The sequence below is a fragment of the Rathayibacter sp. AY1A5 genome (assembly GCF_002930875.1).
Taxonomy (GTDB): Bacteria; Actinomycetota; Actinomycetes; order Actinomycetales; family Microbacteriaceae; genus Rathayibacter.
On record NZ_PSTM01000010.1, the window covers coordinates 1 to 22,292 of the forward strand.

Here is a 22,292-nt window from a genome sequence, read left to right on the forward strand (position 1 = left end):
CACGTCGAGCAGCACCACCTCGGGCGCGAGCGAGGCGACCAGGCCGACGGCGGAGTCGACGTCGGCCGCCTCCCCGACGACCTCGAGCTCGGGGGTGGGTGTCGGGGTGGCGTCGGCGTCCGGCGCAGTGGTGCCGGAGTCGGCGCCCGGTGTGGAGTCCTGGACGCGGATCGACCCGCCCTCCTGGGCGATGCGGACCACGAACTGCTCGGCCTCGGGATCGCCGAAGGTCTGCGTCCACAGCTGACGGCCGTCGGCGGTGCGGACCTCGCGGGGCGCGTCGATCGCGCCTCCGTCGGCGTCCAGAACGAGGAGCTCGGTGTCCTCCGTGGTCGCCTCGAGGCGGACCGCCGTTCCCGCCATCGTGGCGACGGACACGTGCCCGTAGCCGATCCAGAGGTCCAGCGGCTCGCCGGAGGTCTCGTAGCCGGGTGCGACCGTGACGCGCAGGTCGCTCGCCGCGAGCGTCGCGTAGCGGCCGGGAGCGGCGCTCGAGAAGCCGTAGGTGCCCAGCACGGGGAGCAGCTCGCGGTCGGTCGGCAGCACGGCGGCGCAGGCGGCCGTGACCAGCGCGACCGTCGCGAGGGCGACCAGCGCGATCGCGCGCCTCCGGAACAGGCCGGCGAGCACGATCACCACGGCGAGCACGAGCGCGGCCGAGGCGGCTCCGACGACGAGGGCCGTCGGTCCGGAGGCGGTGAGCGAGACCAGTGCGCCGGTCAGGGCGGCGGCGCCCAGGGCGAGCAGCGTGAGGCTCGCCCGCAGCCGGGGGTTCGCGGCGCGTCGGAGGCGCTGGCGCTCCAGGCGCGCGGCGGTGACGGCGGCGGCGGCGAGTCGCGCCTCCTCCGCCCGGGCGCGGGCCGTCTCGCGGGCCGTCGCGCTCTGCTGGGCGCGGAACGCCTCCCGCTCGGCCCGCCAGGCCTCCTGGCGCTCGCGCCACTCGGCGACGGCCTCGGGGGACGAGGGGCGCTCGTCCTGCAGCCCGGGGTCGGGTGCGGGGTAGGCGGGAGCGGAGGGCGCGGGGTAGGGGAGCGTCGCGGAGGGGTGTGCGGACGGGGAGCCCTGGGCCGGGTGAGCGGCCGCGTCGTCCGACCGCCGGCTCCGCCGCACGATCCAGACCACGAAGGCCACGATCAGCCCGAGCACCACGAGCGACCACAGCGTCCGCCCGGTCGCGGGCGCCCAGGGCATCGCCCCGGTGTACGCGCCGCCGAGCGACCAGAAGCCCTGCGCCACCGGCAGCATCGAGGCGAGCACGAGGACGCCGATCCCGGCGTGCACCCGGTCGAGCGAGCCGCGGAGCAGCCGCTCCACCGGCAGGGCGCCGTCCTGGTCGGGCAGCAGCAGCCAGGCCGCGGCGTAGAGGAGGAGCGCGGGCCCGCCCAGCACCGCGACGACGAGCACGATCCCGCGCACGATCAGCGGGTCGATGCCGAGCCGGTCGGCGATCCCCGCGCAGACGCCGCCGATCCAGCCGGGACGGCGGGGCAGGTCGAGGCCTCGCAGCCAGAGCACGAAGCGGTTCTCGGGCGCGGGGGGCGGATCGGCCAGGCCTGGGGCTCCCGGGCCGGGGCTCTCGGGGCCGGCGCTGTCCGGGCCGGGGCTGTCGGGGCCGGCGGCTCCGGGATCCGTCCCGATCGGCGTCGTCGCTGTGCCTTCCGCGCCCGTGCCGTCCGGCTCCGCGGAGCCCGGCGGGGTCGTGCTCTGTCCTGTCATGCTGCGAGTCTCCCGTGCGCCCCACGGCCCGGACCATCGGGGGAACCCCTGATCCGACCCCGAGAGCACCCCCGATCGTGCGGCCGACCTGTTTGGATGCAGGGGTGAGCACAGTCCCCGGCACCGCCGTCCGCCCCCCGCTGCAGCGGCCGCGGACGATGCTGCTCGGCGGAGTGTGCACCGCGGTCGCCGACCACCTCGGCTGGAGCGTGCGGAGGACCCGCCTCCTGGCCGTTCTCACGACCGCGCTCGGCGGGGGCGGCGCGCTCCTCTACCTCTGGCTCTGGGCGCTGGTGCCCCTCGCGCCGCTCGACTCGCGCGACGCGGATCCGGCCGTCCGCCGCTCCGCTCCCGTGGCCGGCCTGCTGACCCTCGCCGCCGCCGTCGCGGCGCTCGCCGTGCTGATCACCGTCGACAGCGGTGACGACGCGGACATCACGCGCGCACTCGTCGCCGTCGGCCTGCTCGCGGGAGGAGCCGTCGGCTGGAGTCTCGGACTCGACCGCGGCGACGCCGTCCGCCCCGCCCGGTACGGCTCCGCGGTGCGCCTCGCCTCCTGCGCGCTGCTGGTGCTCGCCGGAGCGGCCGTGCTCACCGGCCGCCCGAGCGCGCTCAACGCGGTGCTCGCCGTGGGCGTGCTGCTGATCGCCGCCGGTGTGCTGGCCGCGCCCCGGGTGGTGACCCTCTGGTCCGAGCTGATGGGCGAGCGGGCCGCCCGCGTGCGCGAGGAGCAGCGGGCCGAGATCGCCGCGCACCTGCACGACTCCGTGCTGCAGACCCTCGCGCTCATCCAGAACCGCGCCGGAGCCTCGAGCGAGGTCGCCCGCATCGCGCGCGCCCAGGAGCGGGAGCTGCGCGACTGGCTGTTCGAGCGCGACGTCCCGGTCGCCAACGACCTGGCCGCCGAGGTCCGGGCGATCGCCGCCGCCGTCGAGCTCGACTACCCCGTGCACCTCGAGGTGGTGGCCGTCGGAGCGTCCGTCCCCGGCGCCGCCGCGCTCCTCGCCGCGACCCGCGAGGCCGTGCTCAACGCGGCCCGACACGCGGGCGGCGACGTCTCGGTGTACCTCGAGTCCTCCGTGCAGGGCGTCGACGTGTTCGTGCGCGACCGCGGCCCCGGCGTCGTCCTCGACGAGGTGCCCGGGGACCGCCTCGGCATCCGCGAGTCGATCATCGGCCGGATGGCGCGCGCGGGCGGCAGCGCGACCGTGCGTCCCGGAGTCGGCGGCACCGGCACCGAGGTGCATCTGCGGCTCCCCGCGGAGGTCGAGCGGTGACCCGCGTGCTGCTGGTCGACGACCACTCCATCTTCCGCTCCGGCCTGCGGGCCGACCTCGCCCCCGAGCTCGAGGTCGTCGGGGAGGCGGCCGACGTCGACTCCGCCGTCGGCCTGGTCGCCTCGCTCGCGCCCGAGGTGGTGCTGCTCGACGTGCACCTGCCGGGCGGTGCGGGCGGAGGCGGGGCCGAGGTGCTGCGGCGCAGCGCCGGGTCGTCGTCGCGCTTCCTGGCGCTCAGCGTCTCGGACGCCGCGGAGGACGTGGTCGGCGTGATCCGCGCCGGCGCCCGCGGCTACATCACCAAGGCCAGCTCCGGAGCCGAGGTCAGCCGGGCCGTGCTCGCGGTGGCGGGCGGGGACGCCGTGTTCTCGCCGCGCCTGGCCGGCTTCGTGCTCGACGCCTTCGGGGCGCTGGCGGGCGAGCAGGCGGAGTCGGTGGACGAGCTCGACCGGCTCTCGGCCCGCGAGCGCGAGGTGATGCGCCTGATCGCCCGCGGCTACGCCTACAAGGAGGCGGCCGCCGAGCTCTTCATCTCGGTCAAGACGGTCGAGTCCCACGTCTCCGCCGTCCTCCGCAAGCTGCAGCTCTCCTCCCGCTACGAGCTCACCGCCTGGGCCTCCGCCCGCCGCCTGCTCTGAGGCGCGCGCGAGCAGTCAACCCCGCCCCTCCTCCCGCTCCTGCCGTCCGACACTGTCGGGACACGACAGGAAAGGACGACCCGATGGTGACCACCACCCCCGCTCTCCCGACCCTGGCCGAGCTCCTCCGCGACTCCCGGCCCGTGTCGCAGCTCTACGTCGACCTCGCGATCGACTCCGGGGATCCGCCGGACATCTCGCTCGAGCGCGCCACGTCCCTCGGAGACGAGCTCGCCCGCCAGGGTGCGCCCCAGGCCGACATCCGGGCCCTCACCGCTCTGCTCGAGGAGGCCGGGCGCCCCCAGGGCGGCTGCTGCCTCTTCGCGGTCGCCGTGGACGGGAGGGTCGTGCTGAACGAGGTGCTGCCGGGTCGGCCGGTCGCGCCCGAGGGCGTCTCCTACAGCCCGCTCCCGGACATCGTGCCGCTGCTGCAGCACCGGCCCGACCTGCGCGTCCTCGTCGTCGAGACCTCGCGGGACGGCGGCGAGATCCGCCTGCACCGCCTGGGCGCGCAGCGACCCGAGGCCGAGCAGGCCGTGCAGGGCCGCACCGACACCCTCCACAAGGCGCAGGCCGGCGGCTGGCGGCACGACCGGTTCCACCACCACGCGGAGGAGATCTGGCGGCGCACGCAGGCCGAGCTCGCCGCCGCGGTGGACGAGCTCGTGCGCGTGCACCGGCCGCGCCTGCTGGTCGTCGCGGGGGACATCCACGCCCGGCAGCTGCTCGCGCAGCAGCTCTCGCCGAGCAGCGCCGCGATCCTGGCCGTCGAGCCCGTGAACACGCGGGCCGCCGGCAGCGAGGAGGGGGCGCTGGAGCGGTTCGTCGACGAGCAGCTCGACCGGATCCTGCTGCGCGAGAAGGAGGACGTGCTCGACGCCCTGCGCACCGGGGAGCCGCGCCGCATCGTCGAGTACTCGCTCGGCGCGATCGTCACGGCGCTGGCCTCGGCGCAGGTCGAGACGCTGGTGCTCGACCCCGGCCGGCTGCGCGAGCGCGCTCTGCTGGCGCTCGCCGCGGAGCCGTGGGTCGCGTCGGCCCCGGAGGAGGCGCTGGGCGCCGAGGTGATCGACTCCGTCGACGCCGCCCTCGCGCTGGCCCGCGCCGCCGTGCTCACGGACGCGCGCGTGCTCGTCACCGACTCCCGCACCGCTCCGGAGGGGGCCGACGTGGTGACGCTGCCGCACGACGCCGACGCCGCGGCGATCCTCCGCTGGCGCACCGGCCCGCCGGTCCCGGGGGCCTGAGCGGCGGGTCCCCGAGCGTGGCAGGGCCCGGGCCCCGATCCTGTGATCGGTCCCGGGGGCCTGAGCGGCGGGTCCCCGAGCGCGACAGGGCCCGGGCCCCGATCCTCTGATCGGTCCCGGGCCCTGTCCGGCCTCACGCCTGCGGGTCGTCCTCGCCCTCGGCGGCCGCGCGGCGGCGCGCTCCGAGGCCGAGCGCGGTGGCGCCCGCGGCCAGGAGCGCGGTGGCGCCCGCGATCAGGCCGACGCTCTCGACTCCGGTCGAGGCCAGCCCGCCGCCCGAGCCGCCGACGGGCAGCGGGGTGGGCGTGCCGGTCGGCGCGGTCGTGGGCACCGGGGACGGAGCCGCGGTGGGCGCCGCGGTCGGCCCGGCGGTCGGCGCCGTGGTGGGAGTCGCCGTGGGCGCGGTGGTCGGCGGGGTCGTCGGTGCCGTGGTCGGCCCGGCGGTCGGCGTCGGAGTCGGCGCCACCACCTGCGAGGCCGGCAGGATCTGCACGATGGTCGGACGCGGTGCCGCCACCGCCCCCGCCGCCGTGGATCCGTAGTCCGGGAAGAACGAGGTCGGCGCCTCGAAGGTGCCCTCCTCGCCCGGGTGCTGCACCGCCACGAACACGTGCTGGTCGAGGTCGTGGACGATCGGTCCGCAGGTCTCGGCGTCGCGGGGCACCGAGAGGAACTGCTCCACTCCGCCGCGCGTCGCGCCCTCGAGCGCGACCTTGAAGAGCCCGTCGTTGTAGCCGATGCCGCTCGGGGCGCCGTCGGTCGAGATCCAGAGGTTCCCGACCGAGTCGAAGGCCAGGTTGTCCGGGCACGAGATCGGCGAGACCTGGTCCGCCGGGAAGCCGGAGAAGTAGACGACGTCGCCCTGCGCCTGGTCGCCGCAGAGCATCAGCAGGTTCCAGGTGAAGGTGCGGCCGGTCTGGTCGCCGCCGTCCTCGATGATCTCGACGATGTGGCCGTCGCGGTTCTCGGTGCGCGGGTTGACCTCGGTCGCGCCCTCCTTGGCGCCCTCGGTGCCGCGGGCGGAGTTGTTGGTGCAGGCCACGTAGATCCGGCCGCTGACCAGGCTGGGCTGCACGTCCTCGCAGCGGTCCATCTTGGTCGCGCCCGCGGCGTCCGCCGCCTGGCGGGTGTGCACGAGCACCTCGGCGACGCTCATCCCGGCGATCGTCGAGGCGCCGTTCAGCACCAGGGGCAGCCACTCGCCGATGCCGTCGAAGCCGCCGTCCGAGGGGACCGCCCCGGTGCCGGTGATCTCGGCCACGGGGGAGTCGCCGGTGAAGCGGGCGACGTAGAGGTCGCCCTCCTCCAGCAGGGTCTTGTTGTGGGCGCGGTCGCCCTCGATGTAGCGCTTCGTCGAGACGAACTTGTAGAGGTAGTCGAAGCGCTCGTCGTCCCCCTGGTACGCGACCACGCGGCCGTCCGGGGCGATGATGACGTTCGCGCCCTCGTGCTTGAGCCGGCCGAGCGCCGTGTGCTTCTTCGGCGTGGAGTCGGGGTCGAAGGGGTCGAACTCCACGATCCAGCCGAAGCGGTTCGGCTCGTTCTCGTAGCCCGGGGTGCGGGCGTCGAAGCGGGGGTCGTCGAGCTCCCAGAGGCGCGAGGTCTCGGAGTCGGCGAGGCCGTAGCGCTTCTCGGCGTCGCTCGTGCCGACGGCGCGGAAGTAGCCGTTGAAGTTCTCCTCGCCCGAGAGGATCGTGCCCCACGGCGTCGTGCCCCCGGAGCAGTTGCCGAGCGTGCCGAGCACGGTGCGGCCCTCGGGGTCGGCGACCGTCTTCAGCAGGTCGGTGCCGGCGGCGGCGCCGGTCACCTCGTAGGGGGTGTCGAGCAGGTAGCGGCGGTTGCGCTCGCCCCCGCGGACGTAGGCCCACGGGCGGTCGACCGCGGTGCGGACCAGCTCGACGACGCTGAGGCCGTGGGCGGCGCGGCCGACGGCGCGCACGCGCTCCGGCTCCTCCTCGAGCTGCGCGGCCGGGAACATGATGCTCTCGTTCGTGTACTCGTGGTTCACGACGAGCAGGGCGCGGAGGCGCTTCGAGCCCGGGATCTCGACGATGTCGGTGTAGTCGTTGTTGTAGCCGAACTGCGCGGCCTGGGCAGCCTCCGTCTGGTCGGCGATGTCGAAGGCGGGGCTGTCGGCGAAGAGCGGGTCGCCCCAGCGGATGATCGGCTGCCAGGCGAAGCCCTCGGGGACCGTGAACCGGTCGACCGTGTACGGCACCGGAGCGATCGGAGTGAAGGCGAGCGGCGAGCCGTCGGCCGAGGTCGCCACGGCCGCCTCGGCGGTGGGTGCTCCTCCGGCGGACGCGACGGCGACGGTGACCGCGCCGGCCAGGCCGAGGCCGAGGGCGCTGCGGCGGGAGAGCTGCGACGAGACGATGTCGCGGAAGTAGCTGTTGTGCGACGTGTTGCAGGTCGCGGTGGAGCAGGCGTTGGCGCACTTCAGCGCGCAGGTGACGGGGCTGCGCTTGCCGCGCACGTGGCCGGCCATCGGGAGGAGGAGCGGGCGGCGGGCGGTGTCCGACATGGAGGTCCTTCGATCACGAGCAGGAGACGCGATCGAGGCAAGCAGGGGGAGGGGTCGCCGATGCCGCCGGGTGGAGGCTCCTCCCTGAACGGATTGTGAACGTTCTCACAAGAAGGTGAGGCTCACCTTCCCTCCCGGCGGCCCTCCGAGCGCGCCTCCAGGACCGCCCCGACGTTCCCCGCGATCCACTCGACGACCGGCAGCAGACGCTCCGCCAGCTCCGCTCCCAGCGGCGTCAGCCGGTACTCGACGTGCGGCGGGACGACCGGCCGCGCCTCGCGGTGCACGAAGCCGTCCTCTTCCAGGATCCGCAGCGTCTGGGCGAGCATCTTCTCGCTGATCCCGCCGATCCGGCGCCGCAGAGCGCCCCAGCGCAGCGTGCCCGGAGCGAGCGCCGCGAGCACCAGGACGCCCCACTTGCTGGTGACGTGCCCGAAGACCTCGCGGCTCGGGCAGTCGGCGGAGTAGACGTCCCCGGCGAGCAGGGGGGAGTCGGCGATCGTCATGGGTGCTCCTCGGGACAGGGGTGATGACAGTACTAACGAAATAGTGGGTACTGCATTCCGGGAAGCAGGAGGAGGATGCGCCGGTTGCACCCTCCTGGCGGCGGACCCCGCCCGCCCCACCCGTCAGGAAGGACCCCTCATGACCATCGTCGTCACCGGAGCCACCGGCCACCTCGGCCGTCTCGCCGTCGAGCACCTGCTCGCCCGCGGCACCGCCGCCTCCGACATCGTCGCCACCGGCCGCGACGCCGCGAAGCTCGAGGCGCTCGCCGCCGACCTCGGCGTCCGCACCGCCGTCGCGGACTTCGACGACTCCGCCTCGCTCGACGCCGCCTTCTCCGGCGCCGAGGCCGTCCTCCTCGTCTCGGGCTCCGAGGTCGGCAGGCGCGTCGCACAGCACACCGCCGCGATCGACGCCGCCGTCCGCGCCGGCGCGCGCCTGGTCTACACGAGCGCCCCGAAGGCGACCACGAGCGCGCTCATCCTCGCCCCCGAGCACAAGGCCACGGAGGAGGCGATCGCCGCCAGCGGCGTCCCCGCTGTCATCCTCCGCAACGGCTGGTACAACGAGAACTACGAGCAGACCGTCGCCGAGCTCGCCTCCACCGGCAGCACCCTCTCGAGCGCCGGCGAGGGCCGCGTCGCCAGCGCCGCGCGCACCGACTACGCCGAGGCCGCAGCGGTCGCCCTGACCGACCCGTCCCTGGTCGGCACCGTGCACGAGCTCTCCGGCGACACCGCCTGGAGCTTCGACGAGCTGGCCGCGATCGTCGCCGAGGTCGCCGGACGCGACGCCGCGATCAGCCACGTCTCCTCCGACGAGCACGCCCGCGTCCTCACCGGCGCCGGCGTCCCCGAGGGCGGAGTCGGCTTCGTCGTCGGCCTCGACGCGAACATCGCCGACGGCCTCCTCGGCGGGACCGACGGCTCGCTCGCCCGCCTGATCGGGCGGCCGACCACGCCGATCCGCGCGTACGTCGAGGAGCAGCTCGGGCGCTGACGCTCCGGCGTCCCCGTCGGCCACCGTCCGGCTCGCAGGAGCAGTCCGCCCCCGCGAGCCGGACGGTGGCGCGCCCGGCCCTCCCGCGGCTCCGCGCCGGGCACTCCCGTCCGCGGCTCCGCGCCCGCCCTCCGCGGCTCCGCGCTCGACCCGCCGCACCTCGCGCCACCGTGTCGGCGCCCCGACGTAGGCTGTCCGCCATGACCTCGACGACGCCTCGCTCCGGTATCGACCGCTCCGAACTCGACCCCGCGACGCGCCCGCAGGACGACCTCTACCGGCACGTCAACGGGCTCTGGATCGACCGCACCGAGATCCCCGCCGACAAGGCGCGCTACGGCTCCTTCCACGTGCTCCAGGAGGAGGCGGAGAAGGCCGTGCGCGACATCATCGTCGAGGCGCAGACCGCGCAGCACGGCACCGAGGAGCGACTGTTCGGCGACCTCTACGCCTCCTTCATGGACGAGGAGCGGGCCGAGGAGCTCGGCGCCGCCCCGATCGCCGACGACCTCGCCGCCGTGCAGCGGGTCGACTCGATCCCCGGCCTGCTCCGCGCGGTCGGCGCCTTCGAGCGCACCGGCGTCCCCGGGCTCTTCGGCCTCTTCGTCGACAACGACCCGGGCAGCCCCGAGCGCTACCTCGTCTTCGTCAACCAGGGCGGCCTCGGCCTGCCGGACGAGAGCTACTACCGCGAGGAGGAGTTCGCCTCCGTCCGCGAGGCCTACACGCCGTTCGTCGCGCGGATGCTGGCCCTGGCCGGCATCGACGCCGCCGAGGCCCGCGCCGAGCGCATCGTCGCCCTCGAGACCGACCTGGCTGCCGCGCACTGGGACAAGGTCCGCAGCCGCGACAGCCAGGCGACCTACAACCTCCGCTCCTGGTCCGAGGTCGAGGAGCTCGCCGCGGGCGTCGACCTCGGCGTCTGGCTCACCGCGATGGGCGCTCCGGAGGGGGCGCTCGCCGAGGTGGTCGTCCGCCAGCCGAGCTTCCTCCAGGGTCTCGCGGGCCTGCTCACCGAGGACCGGCTCCCGGCCTGGCGCGACTGGCTGTCCTGGCAGGTGATCCGCGGAGCCGCGGCCTACCTGTCCAGCGGCTTCGTCGACGCCAACTTCGACTTCTACGGCCGCACCCTCACCGGCACCCCGCAGAAGCGGGAGCGCTGGAAGCGCGCCGTCTCGCTCGTCGAGGGGTCGCTCGGCGAGGCGGTCGGCCGCACCTACGTCGCCCGCCACTTCCCCGAGACGGCGAAGGCCGCGATGGACGTGCTGGTCGCGAACCTCATCGAGGCGTACCGCCGCTCCATCGTCGACCTGGAGTGGATGAGTCCCGCCACCCGCGAGCGCGCGCTCGAGAAGCTCGCGAAGTTCACGCCCAAGATCGGCTACCCGGTGCGCTGGCGCGACTACTCCGCCCTCTCGATCGACCCGGCCGACCTGCTCGGCAACGCCCGCCGCGTGGCCGAGTTCGAGTTCGCCCGCGAGCTTGGCAAGATCGGCCGCCCGCTCGACCGCGACGAATGGTTCATGACCCCGCAGACGATCAACGCGTACTACAACCCGGGCTTCAACGAGATCGTCTTCCCGGCCGCGATCCTGCAGTTCCCCTTCTTCGACGAGGCCCGCGACCCCGCCGCGAACTACGGAGCGATCGGCGCCGTCATCGGCCACGAGATCGGCCACGGCTTCGACGACCAGGGCTCGCGCTTCGACGGCGACGGCCGCCTCACCGACTGGTGGACCGAGGAGGACCGGGCCGCGTTCGAGGAGCGGACGAAGGCGCTCATCGCGCAGTACGACGCGCTCGCTCCCGCGACCACGCCCGGGCACCACGTGAACGGCGCCCTGACCATCGGCGAGAACATCGGCGACCTCGGCGGTCTCGGCATCGCCTGGAAGGCGTACCTGCTCTCGCTGGACGGCGAGGAGCCGCCCGTCGTGGACGACCTGACAGGCGCCGAGCGCTTCTTCCTCTCCTGGGCGCAGGCCTGGCAGCAGAAGTCCCGCGACGAGGAGACGATCCGCCTCCTCGCCATCGATCCGCACGCTCCGGCCGAGTTCCGCTGCAACCAGATCGTCCGGAACATCGACGAGTTCTACGCTACTTTTGACGTCTCCGAAGGCGACGCCCTCTGGCTCTCCCCGAGCGAGCGCGTCACCATCTGGTAGTCGCCGCCGACCACCTCCGCACCACGGACGAGGAGCCCCGGGCATCGAGAGCCGACCGATGCCGCGGGGTCGTCCGCCGATCGCGCGTCCTGCCGGCGCGTGAGGACTCAGGTCCCCCCTCCGCACGACCGCACTCCCGACCCGTAGAGGGGCCGTACCCGTGGTGATCCCCACCAGCGAGACCCGCCGTGAGAGCCGACGCAACCGCCGGGGGCGCCACAAGGGCGGCGGCGACCGCGAGAACTTCCAGCGCGGCTTCGACGCCCTCGGCCGTCTCGCGATCGACGGGGTCGTCGTCTCGGCGCGCGCCGTCGACCTGGCGACCGGCCGCACCCTGTTCGCGGTCGACGACTCCGTCTCGATGCCCACCGCCTCCCTCGGCACCGTCGTGCTGCTGATCGAGGTCGCCGCCCGGCTGGAGGACGAGCTGCAGGAGAACCTGCGCCTGGTCGACCGGACCGCGGCGGACGCGGTCTCGGGCTCCGGGCTCTGGCAGCACCTCCAGGTGCCGTCGATGCCGATCGCCGACCTCGCCGCCCTCGTCGGGGCCTCGAGCGACAACCTCGCGACCAACGTCCTGCTGCGTCGCGTCGGCCTCGACGCCGTGCGCGAGCGGGCGGAGGCGCTCGGCCTCTCCCGCACCGCCCTGCTCGACGTCGTGCGCGACGAGCGCGGCCCGGACGACGCGCCGCAGCTCTCGATCGGCTCCGCCCGCGAGCTGACCTGGCTGCTCGCCACGCTCGCGAACGGCGAGATCGTCGACGCCGCCGTGAGCTCGCGGGTGATCGGCTGGCTCTCGCTCGGCACCGACCTCTCGATGGTCGCCGCCTCGTTCGGGCTCGACCCGCTCGCCCACCGCCACCCCGACCACGGCGTCCTGCTCGTCAACGCGACCGGCACCGACGTCGGCGTCCGCGCCGAGGCCGGAGTCCTCCGCGGCCCGCGCGCCGGAGTCGCCTACGCGGTCGCCACCCAGTTCGACGACACGACCCTGCACTACCGCCTCGCGGTGCTGGAGGGCATGCGCACCCTCGGGGCCGACCTGCTCGAGTACGTGCACTGACGGCTGCCGGGACGGAGGCTCCACCGGAGCAGGCCGATCCCGCGGGGCCCCTCGGGTGCCCCGTCAAGTCCGTGACCGCCTCCGGGGGCGCGACCTAGGCTGCCCGCAGCGGCGCCGCCTCCCGGGCGCACCGCGGAGAGGGAACCATGAGCAGCTTCGGCTTCGACGCCCCCGAGGACGTCACCGACACCACCCGCCCCGACGGCGACTCCCTGCCGGTCCCGCCGGAGGACCCGGCCGAGATCGACGACCCCGAGTCGATAGACGAGGCGCTCGACCAGGGCGCCGACGCCCGCCTCGGCGACGACCAGGACCCGCCGGAGCACCCCTTCATCCCGTCGCCCAGCTGATCGGCCGGCCGGGCGCCTCAGCGGCGCCCGGCCTTGTCCGACCTGGCTGCTCCTCCGAGCCGACTACTCCTTCGACCCCGGCTTCAGGCGGTTCGCGAGGCGCTTGATCGGGTGGGCGGGCTCGCGCTCCGCCGGATCCTCGACCTCGAGGCCGTAGAACGTGCCGATGTCGCCGACGAACGCCTTGCGGCGGGCCTTGTCGTAGGCGCGGATCTCGCGGCGGAAGGCGATCACCGTCGCGACGCACATCAGGATCATCACGACGCTGAACGGCAGGGCCGAGAGGATCGCGGCGGTCTGCAGGGCGTCGAGGCCGCCGGCGACCAGGAGCGACAGGGCGAGCAGCGCGGTCGCGACGGCAAAGAACACGCGGATGCGGTTGCGCGGCTCCGGCTCGCCGCCGGTCGCGATCATCGACATCACCAGCGCTCCGGAGTCGGCGGAGGTCACGAAGAAGACGCCGATCAGGAGGATCGCGCCGATCGTCAGCACCGAGCCCGCGGGCAGTCCCTGCAGCATCGAGAAGAGCGCCAGGTTGGTGTCGACCGAGCCGTCGGCGCCGACGAGGCCGCCGGCGCCGTAGAGCTCCCGGTAGATGGCCGTGCCGCCGAGGACGCTGAACCAGAGGAAGGTCATGATCGTCGGCACGAGCAGCACGCCGCCGACGAACTCGCGGACCGTCCGGCCCTTCGAGACGCGGGCGATGAAGATGCCGACGAACGGCGCCCACGACATCCACCAGCCCCAGTAGAACGTGGTCCACGAGGCCTGCCACTGCTCGCCCTCGCGGCCGGCGTAGGCGCTGACCGTGAAGGTCAGGCCGATGAAGTTCTGCAGGTAGTTGCCGAGCGACTGCACGAACTCGCGGAGGAGGAACTGGGTCGGGCCGGCGACGAGCACGAAGACGAGGAGCGCGGCGGCGAGCAGCAGGTTGCCGGTCGAGAGCCACTTCATGCCCTTGCCCACGCCCGAGATCAGCGAGAAGACGGTCAGGCCCGTGACCACGGCGATGACCACGATCTGCACGGTGAGCGACGACTCCACGATGCCGCTCGCCTCCAGGCCCGCCGAGATCTGGGTGACGCCCAGGCCGAGCGAGGTCGCGACTCCGAACATGGTGCCGACCAGGGCGACCACGTCGATCGCGTTGCCCCAGCCGCCGCGGACCCGGCGGCCCAGCAGCGGCTCCAGCGCCCAGCGGATCGACACCGGCCGCTTGCGGCGGTGGATCGCGTAGGCGAGGGCGAGGCCGACCACCACGTAGATGGACCAGGCGTGGACGCCCCAGTGCAGGTAGGTCTGCGAGATCGCGCTCTGCGCGAGCTGCGTCTCGGTGCCGGTGACGCCCGGGCGCGGAGTGGCGAAGTGGGTGAGCGGCTCCGCGACGCCGTAGAAGACGAGGCCGATGCCCATGCCGGCGGCGAAGAGGAGCGAGATCCAGGCGAGCATCGAGAACTCGGGCTCGTCGTCGTCGGCGCCGAGCTTGATGTCGCCGAAGCGGCTGACGCCCATCCAGATCGCGAAGGCCACGAAGACCGCGGCGATCAGCACGTAGTACCAGCTGAACGTGTTGACGACCGTGGTCTGCAGTGTCGAGAACACGGAGGTCGCGGCGTCGGGCGCGAGGATCGCGAAGGCCGCGATCGACAGCGTGAGGACGGCGGCGGGCCAGAAGACCCACCGCGCGAGGCGGTGCGGAGGGGCGGTCGTGCCCGCGGTGGCGGGGGCGGTGTCCGGGGAGGACGGGTGCTCGGACATGGGGTCCTCTCGTCGGCGGCAACCGTCCACGGTACACGGGGGCCCGTCGGCGGCCCCGGCCGGGGGAGCCGGGCTGGCATGATCCGGCCCCGGTGCGGGAGGCTGGACCCGTGCAGTTCAGAGTGTTCACCGAACCCCAGCAGGGCGCGAGCTACGAGGACCTCCTCGCCGTCGCGCAGGCCGCCGAGAGCCTCGGCTACGACGGCTTCTTCCGCTCCGACCACTACCTCCGAATGGGGGACGGCGACCCCGGCGTGGGCCCGTCCGACGCGTGGACGACGCTCGCCGGCCTCGCCCGCGAGACCGAGCGGATCGCGCTCGGCACCCTCGTCTCCTCCGTCACCTACCGGCCGCCGGGGATCCTCGCGATCCAGGTCGCCCAGGTCGACGCGATGTCCGGGGGCCGTGCCGAGCTCGGCCTCGGCACCGGCTGGTTCGAGCAGGAGCACGCCGCCTACGGCATCCCCTTCCCTCCGCGCCGCTTCGACCTCCTCGAGGAGCAGCTCGAGATCGTGACCGGCCTGTGGTCGACGCCGGTCGGCGAGCGCTACTCCTTCGCCGGCGAGCACTACACGCTGACCGACTCCCCGGCCCTGCCCAAGCCCGCCCGCCTGCCGCTGCCGGTGATCGTCGGCGGCGGCGGCCCCAAGCGGACCCCGGCGCTCGCGGCGCGGTTCGCGAGCGAGTTCAATCTGCCCTTCCCCGAGTTCGACGCGATCCCGGGGGCCTTCGAGCGCGTCGACGAGGCGTGCCGGGCGATCGGGCGCGAGCCCTCGTCGCTCGTGCACTCGGTCGCGCTGATCGCGGTCGGCGGAGGGGACGAGGCGGAGTTCACGCGTCGTGCGGCGGCGATCGGCCGCGAGCCCGCCGAGCTGCGCGAGCACGGAGTGGCCGGCGGCGTCGACGAGGCGGTCGACCGCCTCGAGTCCCTCCGCGAGGCCGGCTGCGAGCGCGTCTACCTGCAGTTCATGGACCTGCAGGACCTCGACCACCTCGACTTCTTCGCCCGGGAGGTCCTGCCGCGCCTGTCGGCGTAGGGCGGGCGCCGCTGCTGACTCTGCTCCGACCGTCCAGGAGTCGTCGCACTCGCGCTCGACTGCGACGACTCCTGGCTTCTCGCGGTCCCCGCCTCGTGCCCCCGCGCCGAGTGCGACGACTCCTGGACACTCGCGGGCTGCGGGCGGCGCGCTCCGGGCCGCGCGCCCGGGCGTCCGCCCGCGCCGCGGCCTACGCTGGAGGGATGGCGGACACGATCGAGCGCGCGGACGAGCGCCTGGCGACCCGCTCGGCGGCCGAGGTCCCGTGGATCGTGCTGGTCTGGGACGATCCGGTCAACCTGATGTCGTACGTCTCGTACGTCTTCCGCAGCTACTTCGGCTTCGGCCGGGCCGAGGCGGAGCGGCTGATGCTGCAGGTGCACACCGAGGGGCGCGCGGTCGTCGCGACCGGCAACCGCGAGGAGATGGAGCGGCACGTGGAGGCGATGCACGGCTACGGCCTGTGGGCGACGCTGCAGAAGGCCGACGCGTGAGCGCCCCGCTGCTCCCCGCCGCCGCGGAGACCGGAGAGCACCCCGCTCGCGGCATCCGAGGACTCGGCTGATGCGCGCGTTCCGCCGCGACTCCTCCGGAGCGGCCGTCGCCCGCTTCGACCGCGAGGAGGCCGGGATCCTCCGCCACCTGGCCGGCGAGATGCTCGAGCTGCTCGACCGCGGGGCGTCCTCGGAGGAGGCCCGCTCCGATCCGGCGCTCGCGCGCCTCCTGCCCGACGCCTACCGCGACGACGCCGAGGCGGCCGACGAGTTCCGCCGCTTCACCGCTCCGGACCTCGCCGCCCGCAAGATGGACGACGCCCGCGCCGTCACGGCGGCCCTCGACGCCGGCGACGGCACGAGTCACGGCCGGATCTTCGAGGGGCTGGGTGAGGTCGCGGTCCGTCTCGAGGAGCCGCAGGCGATCGCCTGGCTCCGCGCACTGACCGACATGCGGCTCGCTCTGGCCGTGCGGCTGGGGATCGACGACACCGACGACGTCGTCCCGGAGGAGGGGAGCGCGGCCGCGGTCCGCAGCGTCTACGACTGGCTGGGCGGCGTGCAGGACGGACTCGTCCGCGCCGTCGACGTGTGATCCGCTCGTCCCTCCAGCGATTCCACAGCTGTGGACAACCCTGTGGAAAGGTGTGGAGAACCGGCTCCGGGAGCACCTCCGAACGGCGGAGCGCCGGGCGCGGGGGTGTGGAAACGCGTAGCGTCCACCCTGTGAACACTCCGAGCACCGCCGACGCCCAGCGCACCGCCGACGACATCCAGGACTCCCGGGCGGTGCGGACCCTCGCCCGCGGCGGCTTCGCGGCGAACGGCCTCGTCCACCTCCTGATCGGAGTGATCGCGCTCGGCGTGGCCCGCGGCGGCGGAGGCGAGGCCGACCAGAGCGGTGCTCTCGGCGCCCTCGCGGCGCAGCCCGGCGGTCTGGTGATCCTCTGGATCTGCACGGTCGGCCTCTTCGGCCTGGCGCTCTGGGGGCTGCTCGAGGCGTTCCTCGTCCGCCCGCGCGAGAGCGCCCTGAAGACCTGGGGCAGCCGGCTGAAGGAGGCGGGCAAGGCCGTCGTCTACGGCGCCCTCGGCGTGACGGCGCTGAAGTTCGCGACGGGCGGCGGGTCGAGCTCGTCCGAGTCGTCCGAGAGCGCGAGCGCGCAGGTGCTCTCGGCGCCGGGCGGAGTCGTGCTGCTCGTGATCGCGGGACTGGCCGTCCTCGCGGTCGGCGGCGTCTTCGTGTACCGCGGAGCGAGCAGGAAGTTCCTCGAGAACGTCGCGGAGCCGGGCGGCACGGCGGGCACCGTCGTCACCGTGCTCGGCGTCGCCGGCTACGTCGCCAAGGGCGTGGTCCTCGGCGCTCTCGGCGTGCTGCTGATCGTCGCCGCCGTCACTCACGATCCGGAGCAGGCGGGCGGGCTCGACGAGGCGCTGAAGTCGCTCGTGGAGCTGCCGGCGGGCGTGCTCCTCCTCGGCTTCGTCGCGGTCGGGCTCATCGCCTACGGGCTCTTCTGCTTCGCCCGCGCGCGCTGGCCGCGCCTCTGATGTCGGATAGCGGATCCGCTCCTTACATGTCACCCCCCTTCCGCGCAACTGGTCCCGCCGTCACGGAGTCGGTGACACGCTGGGGCCTGTGAGTGCTGGAGGCGAGGACGCGACCGGTGGACGGGTGCGTCCGCCGCTGACGCAGGACGCCGCCCGTCTGCTGGCCCGCTCCGCCACGGGGGACGCCTCCGCTCTGGGAGAGCTCGTCGACCGCTTCGGCGGCCTCGTCTCGGCGTGCGTCGGCACGGTCCAGGCCGACCCGGCCGGCCGCGACCGGCTCTGCACCGACGTCTTCACCGCCGTCTGGCGCCGCTCCCGCGAGGGCGCCCGCTCGCCGGAGCCCGTGCTCTGGGTGCTCGAGGTCCTCTGCGAGACCCTCGGCACCGCGCACGAGCTCGCCCGGCGGCCGCTCGGCAGCGGCCTGCTCGCCCTCGACTGCCCGGACCGCGAGCTCCTGCTGCTGGCTGCGGCCGGCGGCTTCTCGCAGGCCGAGATCTCGGCGCTTGCCGGGATCGACGAGCTCCGGCTGCGCTCGATCCTCCGGAACGCGCTCGAGACGCTCCAGGGCCGCGACAGCGATCTTCTGACGGCCTGACCGCCGGAGCCGTCGCGGGAGTAAAGTTGAGTCCGTCGAACTCAACTTTCGAGCCACGGAGGAGACCCCCATCATGCAGGCCGGTCGGATGCCCCAGCAGGACGAGAAGTCCGCACTCGAGCAGTACGGCGTCAACCTGACCGCCATCGCGGCGAGCGGCAAGCTCGACCCGGTGATCGGGAGGGACGCCGAGATCCGGCGCGTCAGCCAGGTGCTCACGCGCCGCACCAAGAACAACCCCGTCCTCATCGGCGAGCCCGGCGTCGGCAAGACCGCCGTCGTCGAGGGGCTCGCGCAGCGGATCGTCGCGGGCGACGTCGCCGAGAGCCTCAAGGGCAAGCAGCTCGTCAGCCTCGACCTCTCGGCCCTGATCGCCGGAGCGAAGTACCGCGGCGAGTTCGAGGAGCGGCTGAAGGCCGTGCTCCAGGAGATCGAGGAGTCCGACGGCCGGATCATCACCTTCATCGACGAGCTGCACACGCTGATGGGCGCGGGTGGAGGCGAGGGGTCGGTGGCGGCCGCGAACATGCTCAAGCCGATGCTGGCGCGCGGCGAGCTGCGGATGATCGGCGCGACGACGCTCGACGAGTACCGCCAGTACATCGAGAAGGACGCCGCTCTCGAGCGCCGCTTCCAGCAGGTCTTCGTCGGCGAGCCGACCGTCGAGGACACCGTGGCGATCCTCCGCGGGCTGAAGGAGCGCTACGAGGCGCACCACAAGGTGGCGATCGCCGACTCCGCCCTGGTCGCCGCCGCGTCGCTCTCGAACCGCTACATCACCTCCCGCCAGCTGCCGGACAAGGCGATCGACCTGATCGACGAGGCCGCGTCGCGGCTGCGCATGGAGATCGACTCCGCTCCCGTCGAGATCGACGAGCTGCGCCGCTCCGTCGACCGGCTGAGGCTCGAGGAGCTGGCGCTGAAGAAGGAGAAGGACGAGGCCTCGAAGGCGCGGCTGGAGAAGCTGCGCGAGGACCTGGCCCGCCGCGGCACCCAGCTCGAGGAGCTGCAGGAGCGCTGGGAGCGCGAGCGCGCCTCCCTCAACCGCGTCGGCGAGCTCAAGAACCGGCTCGACGCCCTGCGGATCGCCGCCGAGCGGGCGCAGCGCGAGGGCAAGCTCGAGCGCGCGTCGAAGCTGCTCTACGGCGACATCCCGGTGATCGAGCGCGAGCTCGCGGCCGCCGAGGCGGAGGAGGAGCCGGCCGAGGGCCGCATGGTCAACGAGCAGGTGACGGCCGACGACATCGCCGCGGTGATCGCCGCCTGGACGGGGATCCCCGTCGGGCGCCTCCTGCAGGGCGAGACCGAGAAGCTGCTGCACCTCGAGACCGAGCTGCACCGCCGACTGATCGGCCAGGACGAGGCGGTGTCGGCCGTCGCGGACGCGGTGCGCCGCACCCGCGCGGGCATCTCCGACCCCGACCGGCCGACCGGCTCCTTCCTCTTCCTCGGGCCGACCGGGGTCGGCAAGACCGAGCTGGCGAAGGCGCTCGCCGACCACCTCTTCGACGACGAGAAGGCGATGGTCCGCATCGACATGTCGGAGTACGGCGAGAAGTTCGCCGTCTCGCGGCTGGTCGGCGCCCCTCCCGGCTACATCGGCTACGAGCAGGGCGGCCAGCTCACGGAGGCGGTCCGCCGCCGCCCGTACTCGGTGGTGCTCCTCGACGAGATCGAGAAGGCGCACCCCGAGGTGTTCGACGTCCTGCTCCAGGTGCTCGACGACGGCCGGCTCACCGACGGCCAGGGGCGGACGGTCGACTTCCGCAACACGATCCTCATCCTCACCTCCAACCTGGGGTCGCAGTTCCTCGTGGACCCGGCGCTGTCACGGCCGCAGAAGGAGGAGGCGGTCCAGCAGATGGTGCGCCAGGCCTTCAAGCCCGAGTTCGTGAACCGGCTCGACGACATCGTGATCTTCGACGCGCTCGACCGCACCGAGCTCGGCGAGATCGTGTCGCTGTACGTCGACCGGCTGTCGAGGAGGCTCTCGGAGCGACGGCTCGACCTGGCGGTGACGCCCGCGGCCCGCGGGTGGCTGGCCGAGCGCGGCTACGACCCGCAATACGGCGCGCGGCCGCTGCGCCGGCTGATGCAGCGGGCGATCGACGACCAGCTGGCGACGGCGCTGCTCGGCGGCACGGTGCGCGACGGGGACGTGGTGCTGGTGGACGTGGCGCCGGACGGCGAGAGCCTGTCGGTGACGGCCGGGATGCCCGCGTCGGACTGACCGGGGTGCTCGACCCCTGTCGCGAGTCCGCAGAGGTCGCGGTGGTCGCGGTCGACGCCGACGTCTAGGGGGACGGGAAGGAGCGCGCCGGCGGTGACGGGAGGTCCCTCCACAGGGCGCTCGCGGGCGGTACTCGTCCACAGTGGCGGGATCCGCGGGCGGCGCGTCCGGCGGGCTCCGTAGCGTCGGCGGCATGTCCTTCGAAACGCCCGGCCCCCGCATGGCCGACCTCCCTCCCGAGGAGCGGCCGAGGGAGCGCCTCCGCGCCTACGGACCGGAAGCGCTCACTGACGCCGAGACCCTCGCCGTGCTCATCGGGGCCGGCGTCCGCGGCGCCAACGCGACCGTCGTCGCGCAGCGCCTCCTCGCGCGCTTCGGCGGCATCGACGCCGTCGCCCGGGCCGGGGTGGGCGATCTGATGCGGCACCGCGGAGTCGGCGAGGTCGCCGCCTGCCGCCTGGTCGCCTCCTTCGAGCTGCGGCGGAGGATGAACCGCGCCTCGCGCGCCGCCCGCGTGACCGACGCCGCCGGCCTGGCCGGGCTCGTCGCTCCGCTGCTGGCCGCCCGGCCGGTCGAGACCGTGCTGGCGGTGGCGCTCGCCGAGTCCGGAGCCGTCCGCGACGTCCTGACGCTGGCCGACGGAGCCCCGGCGCACGCCGAGATCCCCGTCGCCGCCGTGCTCGCCGAGGTGCTGGCGCGCGGCGCGGCGGGCATCGGCCTGGCGCACAGCCACGCGGGCGAGGCCGTGGTGCTCCCCTCCGACCGTGCGGCGACGCGGGCGGTCGCCGACGGGGCAGAGGCGTGCGGCCTGCGGTTCCTCGCGCACGTCGTGATCGGGCGCGACGGCTGGGCGGAGGCGCAGCCGTGACGCGGCGCAGGGCTGCTGCGGGGCTGCTCCGTTCCGGCACGACGCCTCCCGCCCCGCGCCGGACCGCCCCCGGCTCTCCACCCGTGCCGCGTCGGCGCGCGTTCGTGCAAGCCCCCGCCTCTCCGGCACCCGCGGCCGGTCGCGGGCGTACCGTGGACGCCGACCCCACCCCCCTCCCGACCAGGAGCACCCATGCGAGCAACACTCATCCACGGCGAGCGCGACATCCGACTCGAGGAGGTCCCCGACCCGCAGCTCTCGACGGGGCGCGACGCGATCGTCCGCGTCACCGCGGCCTGCGTCTGCGGCTCCGACCTCTGGCCCTACCGCGGCGTCACTCCCACCAAGGAGGCGCACCGCATCGGCCACGAGTTCGTCGGCGTCGTCGAGGAGATCGGCGACGACGTGCACGACGTCGCGGTCGGCGACTTCGTGATCGCCCCGTTCTACGTCTGCGACGGCACCTGCGCGAACTGCGCCAACGGCGTCTCCACCTCGTGCCTCACCGGCGGCTGGTGGGGCGCCGAGGTCCGCGAGGAGGGCTTCGCGGACGGCGCCCAGGGCGAGAAGGTGCGCGTGCCCCTCGCCGACGGCACGCTCTTCCGCGTGGGCATCGATCCGGACCCGGCGCTCATCCCCAGCCTGCTCACCCTCGCCGACGTGATGGGGACCGGCCACCACGCCGCGGTCTCGGCCGGCGTCACCGCTGGCTCGACCGTCGCGGTCGTCGGCGACGGCGCGGTCGGCCTCTGCGCCGTCCTGGCGGCCAAGCGCCTCGGCGCGACCACGATCATCGCGATGTCGCGGCACGAGTCGCGGCAGAACCTCGCCCGCCGCTTCGGGGCGACCCACATCGTCGAGACCCGCGGCGACGAGGGCGTCGCGCGCGTCCGCGAGCTGACCGGCGGGATCGGCGCCGACTGCGTGCTCGAGTGCGTCGGCACCAAGGAGTCGATGCAGCAGGCCCTCGACTCCGCCCGCCCCGGCGGCATGGTCGGCTACGTCGGCGTCCCCAATGGAGGCCCCGAGCTGCCCGTCCGCCAGATGTTCGGCTCGAACGTGGGCGTCAACGGCGGAGTCGCGCCGGTCCGCGGCTACATGGCCGAGCTGCTGCCCGACGTGCTCAGCGGCGCGATCGAGCCCGGTCTGGTCTTCGACCTCGAGCTGCCCCTCGAGGAGATCGCCGAGGCGTACGCCGCCATGGACGAGCGCCGCGCGATCAAGACCCTCGTGCGTCCGTAGTCCCGCCGAGGGGCGCCGGCACGGTCGTGAGGAGTAG

The 22,292-nt window shown here is 74.1% G+C and carries 19 protein-coding genes; 15 read left to right on the forward strand and 4 right to left on the reverse strand.

The features are described from left to right. The coding region (locus C5B98_RS08705; RefSeq protein WP_104327633.1) for a PspC domain-containing protein at positions 1-1,716 on the reverse strand (1,716 nt) is incomplete at its 3' end. Between the two features lie 104 nt (positions 1,717-1,820). Here C5B98_RS08705 and C5B98_RS08710 point away from each other — a divergent pair. From C5B98_RS08710 to C5B98_RS08720, 3 genes are all read left to right on the forward strand, one after another. After that, on the forward strand, positions 1,821-2,993 hold the full coding sequence (locus C5B98_RS08710) for a sensor histidine kinase (RefSeq protein ID WP_104222840.1): 1,173 nt from the start codon (positions 1,821-1,823) through the stop codon (positions 2,991-2,993). Continuing rightward, on the forward strand, positions 2,990-3,631 hold the full coding sequence (locus tag C5B98_RS08715; protein WP_104225749.1) for a response regulator transcription factor: 642 nt from the start codon (positions 2,990-2,992) through the stop codon (positions 3,629-3,631). The genes C5B98_RS08710 and C5B98_RS08715 overlap by 4 nt, the downstream gene beginning before the upstream one ends. Before the next feature lie 83 nt (positions 3,632-3,714). Further along, positions 3,715-4,878, forward strand: a complete 1,164-nt coding sequence (locus tag C5B98_RS08720) for a Vms1/Ankzf1 family peptidyl-tRNA hydrolase (RefSeq protein ID WP_104327634.1) — start codon at positions 3,715-3,717, stop codon at positions 4,876-4,878. Positions 4,879-5,011: 133 nt separating this feature from the next. On the opposite strand, the gene C5B98_RS08725 is transcribed toward C5B98_RS08720, so the two are convergent. Together C5B98_RS08725 and C5B98_RS08730 are read right to left on the reverse strand one after the other, a co-directional pair. Further along, on the reverse strand, positions 5,012-7,402 hold the full coding sequence (locus tag C5B98_RS08725; RefSeq protein ID WP_104327635.1) for a PhoX family phosphatase: 2,391 nt from the start codon (positions 7,400-7,402) through the stop codon (positions 5,012-5,014). Positions 7,403-7,524: 122 nt separating this feature from the next. Beyond that, on the reverse strand, positions 7,525-7,908 hold the full coding sequence (locus C5B98_RS08730; protein ID WP_104256663.1) for a helix-turn-helix domain-containing protein: 384 nt from the start codon (positions 7,906-7,908) through the stop codon (positions 7,525-7,527). A gap of 139 nt (positions 7,909-8,047) precedes the next feature. On the opposite strand from C5B98_RS08730, the gene C5B98_RS08735 reads away from it, so the two are divergent. From C5B98_RS08735 to C5B98_RS08750, 4 genes are all read left to right on the forward strand, one after another. Further along, entirely contained in the window at positions 8,048-8,908 is an 861-nt protein-coding gene (locus C5B98_RS08735; protein ID WP_104327636.1) for an NmrA family NAD(P)-binding protein, read from the forward strand. 200 nt (positions 8,909-9,108) lie between these two features. Next, the gene (locus C5B98_RS08740) at positions 9,109-11,073 is read left to right on the forward strand and encodes a M13 family metallopeptidase (RefSeq protein ID WP_104327637.1); all 1,965 of its coding nucleotides are present in this window, start codon (positions 9,109-9,111) and stop codon (positions 11,071-11,073) included. Between the two features lie 160 nt (positions 11,074-11,233). Continuing rightward, positions 11,234-12,136 (forward strand): serine hydrolase, encoded by a 903-nt coding sequence (locus C5B98_RS08745; protein ID WP_104327638.1) that lies wholly within the window; start codon positions 11,234-11,236, stop codon positions 12,134-12,136. 146 nt (positions 12,137-12,282) lie between these two features. Further along, positions 12,283-12,486 (forward strand): hypothetical protein, encoded by a 204-nt coding sequence (locus C5B98_RS08750; RefSeq protein WP_104222832.1) that lies wholly within the window; start codon positions 12,283-12,285, stop codon positions 12,484-12,486. A 63-nt stretch (positions 12,487-12,549) separates the two neighbouring features. Here the strand turns inward: C5B98_RS08750 and C5B98_RS08755 are convergent, their stop codons facing one another. Beyond that, positions 12,550-14,244: a BCCT family transporter gene (locus C5B98_RS08755; protein ID WP_104327639.1), complete on the reverse strand. Its 1,695-nt coding sequence runs from the start codon at positions 14,242-14,244 to the stop codon at positions 12,550-12,552. A 110-nt stretch (positions 14,245-14,354) separates the two neighbouring features. Between C5B98_RS08755 and C5B98_RS08760 the strand changes: the two genes are divergently transcribed. From C5B98_RS08760 to C5B98_RS08795, 8 genes are all read left to right on the forward strand, one after another. After that, positions 14,355-15,281, forward strand: a complete 927-nt coding sequence (locus C5B98_RS08760; protein ID WP_104222830.1) for an LLM class F420-dependent oxidoreductase — start codon at positions 14,355-14,357, stop codon at positions 15,279-15,281. Between the two features lie 203 nt (positions 15,282-15,484). After that, entirely contained in the window at positions 15,485-15,775 is a 291-nt protein-coding gene (gene clpS / locus C5B98_RS08765; protein WP_104222829.1) for an ATP-dependent Clp protease adapter ClpS, read from the forward strand. Between the two features lie 70 nt (positions 15,776-15,845). Then, positions 15,846-16,370 (forward strand): DUF2017 domain-containing protein, encoded by a 525-nt coding sequence (locus C5B98_RS08770; RefSeq protein WP_104222828.1) that lies wholly within the window; start codon positions 15,846-15,848, stop codon positions 16,368-16,370. Positions 16,371-16,501: 131 nt separating this feature from the next. Next, a complete protein-coding gene (locus C5B98_RS08775; protein ID WP_104225741.1) occupies positions 16,502-17,320 on the forward strand; it encodes a DUF1206 domain-containing protein in 819 nt (272 codons plus the stop codon). An 88-nt stretch (positions 17,321-17,408) separates the two neighbouring features. Continuing rightward, complete coding sequence (locus tag C5B98_RS08780) at positions 17,409-17,915, forward strand: hypothetical protein (RefSeq protein WP_146076939.1); 507 nt, start codon at positions 17,409-17,411, stop codon at positions 17,913-17,915. An 88-nt stretch (positions 17,916-18,003) separates the two neighbouring features. Further along, the gene (locus tag C5B98_RS08785) at positions 18,004-20,145 is read left to right on the forward strand and encodes an ATP-dependent Clp protease ATP-binding subunit (RefSeq protein ID WP_374953054.1); all 2,142 of its coding nucleotides are present in this window, start codon (positions 18,004-18,006) and stop codon (positions 20,143-20,145) included. Between the two features lie 193 nt (positions 20,146-20,338). Then, positions 20,339-21,013 carry a RadC family protein gene (locus tag C5B98_RS08790; protein ID WP_104327642.1) on the forward strand — a complete coding sequence of 225 codons (675 nt, stop codon included), beginning with the start codon at positions 20,339-20,341 and terminating at the stop codon, positions 21,011-21,013. A gap of 192 nt (positions 21,014-21,205) precedes the next feature. Beyond that, positions 21,206-22,255 carry a zinc-dependent alcohol dehydrogenase family protein gene (locus C5B98_RS08795; protein WP_104222823.1) on the forward strand — a complete coding sequence of 350 codons (1,050 nt, stop codon included), beginning with the start codon at positions 21,206-21,208 and terminating at the stop codon, positions 22,253-22,255. Positions 22,256-22,292: the final 37 nt, after the last annotated feature.